The 3,780-nt window shown below is 29.5% G+C and carries 3 protein-coding genes and 1 pseudogene; 2 read left to right on the plus strand and 2 right to left on the minus strand.

Annotated elements, in window-relative coordinates; all coding sequences use genetic code 4:
* Positions 1-85: 85 nt before the first annotated feature.
* Together T384_RS07110 and T384_RS07675 are read right to left on the minus strand one after the other, a co-directional pair.
* Positions 86-577 carry a DUF4143 domain-containing protein gene (locus T384_RS07110; RefSeq protein ID WP_052663619.1) on the minus strand — a complete coding sequence of 164 codons (492 nt, stop codon included), beginning with the start codon at positions 575-577 and terminating at the stop codon, positions 86-88.
* Between the two features lie 39 nt (positions 578-616).
* Positions 617-1,184: pseudogene (locus T384_RS07675) on the minus strand (AAA family ATPase).
* A 492-nt stretch (positions 1,185-1,676) separates the two neighbouring features.
* On the opposite strand from T384_RS07675, the gene T384_RS0105885 reads away from it, so the two are divergent.
* Positions 1,677-2,192 carry an NfeD family protein gene (locus T384_RS0105885; protein WP_027120212.1) on the plus strand — a complete coding sequence of 172 codons (516 nt, stop codon included), beginning with the start codon at positions 1,677-1,679 and terminating at the stop codon, positions 2,190-2,192.
* 21 nt (positions 2,193-2,213) lie between these two features.
* Entirely contained in the window at positions 2,214-3,104 is an 891-nt protein-coding gene (locus tag T384_RS0105890; protein WP_027120213.1) for an SPFH domain-containing protein, read from the plus strand.
* Positions 3,105-3,780 lie beyond the last annotated feature (676 nt).

Here is a 3,780-nt window from a genome sequence, read left to right on the forward strand (position 1 = left end):
TAATTAATTATTTGAATTTTAACACGATGCCAATTTAACACACTTATTTCATTACTACCCAAAATATGCACTAATAGGTTATTTTCTAGCAGCTTAGCAATCAGTCTGTTAAATTAATAATTTTGATTCTTTCATAATCATATTCTGGAAGTTTAGTTCTAGCTATTATTATTTTAGAGTAAGCATCTTTTATTTGCAAAAGAGGTGTTATTTCACGTTTAAAAGTACTATCTTCTTCAATCGTAGCAGCTACCTGAATGTAGAACTTTTCGTTATTTTTGGTCGCAATAAAATCAATTTCTTTATCGTTTATCTTTCCAATGTAAACATCATAACCATGTCTTAAAAGCTCAATCGCTACGATGTTCTCGTATATTTTTCCGTAACTTAGATTTAAATTGCTTAATTTTGACATACGAATGGCATGATCTACTAAATAAAATTTATTAACTGTTTTTAAGTATCTTTTTCCTTTAATGTAATAACGTTTAAATCTATAAAACACAAATGCGTCACACAAAAAATTTAAATAGTTGAAAATAGTTTTTATTGAAATAGGAATTATGTTTTCATTCAAACTATTGGCAATTTTATTTGGGAAGTCAAATTAGCAATGTTATCAAGTAAAAAAAGCAATTAGGTTGATCATTGCTTCATTATTTTTAATGTGATTTAACGCAAATATATCCTTTTGAATAACACCGTCAAAAATATCATTAACATACAAGTGCTTTTGATCTGCATTATTCAATTGATACGACCCTGAAAAGCCACCAAACTCAACGTACGAATCGAAAGCAGATTCGACATTTTTTTCATCTTGATAATAATCAAGATATTCTTTAAATGAAAAAGGAAAAACTTCAATTGTTTGATATCTACCTGTTAGCAGTGTTCTTAATGAACCGCTTAATAAAGATGAGTTAGATCCAGTAACATAAATATCAAATTTTTTTAGAGTTATAAAAATCGATTAAAACATTTTCAAAACTAGTGCAAAGTTGAATCTCATCAAGGAACAAAAAGTTTGTTTTATTTTTTTGATACTTAGAATAAGCAGCTTCGTAAAGTTGCTTTGGATCCCGTAGCGGTAATAAATTAAAATTCGATGAATCGAAAAAAATGATATTGTAATTTTTTTCTGTTTTTTTAAATAAGAAATGTATTCAACAAGAAGAGTGGATTTACCTGCACGGCGAGTTCCATTCACAATCTTGATTAAATCCGTTTTTTTAAGTTAATTAACTCATCTAAATAATTGTCTCGAATAATTTTCTCCATAATATCTCTATAATGGCAGAAATATTGAATGTTATTCCAAAAACTTTCAATTTTTAGATTTTTTTGGAGTATATTCCAAAAACTTCTAATTTTTGGATTTTTTTGGAGTTAAGCAAATGATTTTATCGTTAAACATTTTATAGCCTTATGAGATATTGGACCATATAAAATATTTTTAAAGTACATGTCACCTTGTAACCAGTTTATTATTTTGGAATTTACTCACCAAATAACTGATATCAAAATCTTGCGAATAAGCTTTCATTGTGAACATCGTTTTTATAATAGAAACTAATTGTCTAAGCAATAGGATAAATAATTCACTTCGAAACCCATCACATTATTATTGTGTATAATCTAATCATTATTAGATTAAATTACAAGGAGGCCAAATAATGTATGAATTAAGCACTGATTATGGTCGATGAATTACGCTAGCTTTTTGGGTTGCTATTTTTGTTGTTTCATTAATAGTTGAATTAAGTATTACTAATTTCTTTACATTAGTCACCTCTTTAGCAGCCGTTCCTAGCGCAATTATTGCTGGTGCTACAGAATTTGGAAATCACTTATGGTGAGTTGTAATCATTGAAATTGCTGCTTTTGGAATTTTATGAATCATAATTTATTTAATAGTCTTTAATGGTTTCAAAATTAAACAACGTCTCAATAGCCGCCACAATTCAGGGCCAGGGATTAATTTAATTGGTCGTGAAATTATCTTAACTAAAGAAGCTGGAAACGTTGATTGGATTCCAGAATATGGAAAAACAAAAATTGATGATGTTACATACTTGGTATTGCCAATTGATCCGATATTAATTGATGCAGGAGTAACTGTTAGAGTTTTAAAAATTGATGGGGCAACATTACTAGTTGAACCATTACATAAATATCAGCCAAGATATTAATCAAAATACAGGAGAATAAATATGTTAACAGCTGGAGCCATTGTTGGAATTGTTATTGCTACAATTGTCTTTTTATTATTCATTTTAATAATTGCGACATCAGTAAAAATCGTTAATCAGTCAAATTTTTATATCATCGAACGTTTGGGATCATTTCACAAAACCTGAGAAAAAGGTTTACATTTTTTAAGACCTTTTATAGACCGAATTGTAAAAAAAGAAACTTATAAAGAAAAAGTGATGAACTTTCCTGAACAATCAATTATTACGTCTGATAATGCTACAGTTAAGGTTGATACTGTTTGCTATTTAGAAATCACTGATGGATTTAAATACACATATGGTGTAGAAGATGCAATTAAAGCTATTGAAAACTTAGTGGCTACAACTTTAAGAAATTACTTAGGTGAAAAGAAATTAGACGAAACATTAGTCAGCCGTCAAGAACTAAACGAACGCTTAACTGCGACATTAGATTTAGCTGGTAATCAATGAGGAATCAAAGTCAAGCGGGTGGAGTTAAAAAATATTGTTCCCCCTGCTTCGATCCAAATGGCGATGGAAAAGCAAATGCAATCAGAACGGGAAAAACGGGCAATGGTAACAATTGCTGAAGGTCGTCGAGATTCTGCCATCTTCCAAGCTGATGGTGAACAAACAGCTATGATTAAAGTAGCCGAAGGAAAAAAGCAAGCACAAATTTTAGAAGCTGAAGGTAAAAGACAAGCAACTGAATTATTGCTTAGTGCTAAAATCGATGAACGTGTTTTAACTTGAATGGCAATCGATAAAATTGATGTTTTAGCAAACGGAACTGCTACCAAAATCATTATTCCGCCAAATCTACAATCGATTGCATCAATTATGGCTACGGCTGTAGAAATTGGTAAACCACCAAAAACTATTATTTAAGAAATTCTTTCTAAAAGTACCTCCTCCGAATTCTTGAAAGGAGGGTACTTTTTTGATGTATTAGCATTGCAAAAATGTCATGATTTTTTACTTTCAACAATTTTTGCAATTGATTAAGATTATTTCCATTAAGTACATTTTTAAAAACTGATCAATCGATTTTGATTATTACAAATTACTTGCCATCTAGAAAAAGAAATTGCTATGACAACTATATCGCCGAATCATTCTTTGAGTTGCGAAAATTAAATTTTCTATGGGTTTGAAGCAGAGTTCAAAACCTTTTCGTCAATCTAGAAAAGCAATTGCTGAATAGATTGATTATTGCATCAACAGATAGGATTCCTCATTCTATTTTAAGAGAAACATTCATTTCTTATTAATGCTAAACACAATTATTCACTCAATGAAACTGGGTACAGATCACTTACATCAGCTTTCTTTTTTTATACTCATATCAGTGGTAACTTAGCAATTGCTATTTAGATAGTGATACATATCAAGCGGCCAATAGAAACTGATATTTACCGACAATATAAATAATTATGCATTAATAACACAATGTATTAATGTTCTTGTTAAAAGAGATTATCGTTAAGCTTTTAGAAAAAAAAGACGGTAGTAATGAAATAAGTGTGTTAAATTGGCATCGTGTTAAAATTCAAATAATTAATTA

Origin of the sequence: Mycoplasma testudinis ATCC 43263, from assembly GCF_000687795.1 — a bacterium.
Lineage (GTDB): Bacteria > Bacillota_I > Bacilli_A > Mycoplasmatales > Mycoplasmoidaceae > Mycoplasmoides > Mycoplasmoides testudinis.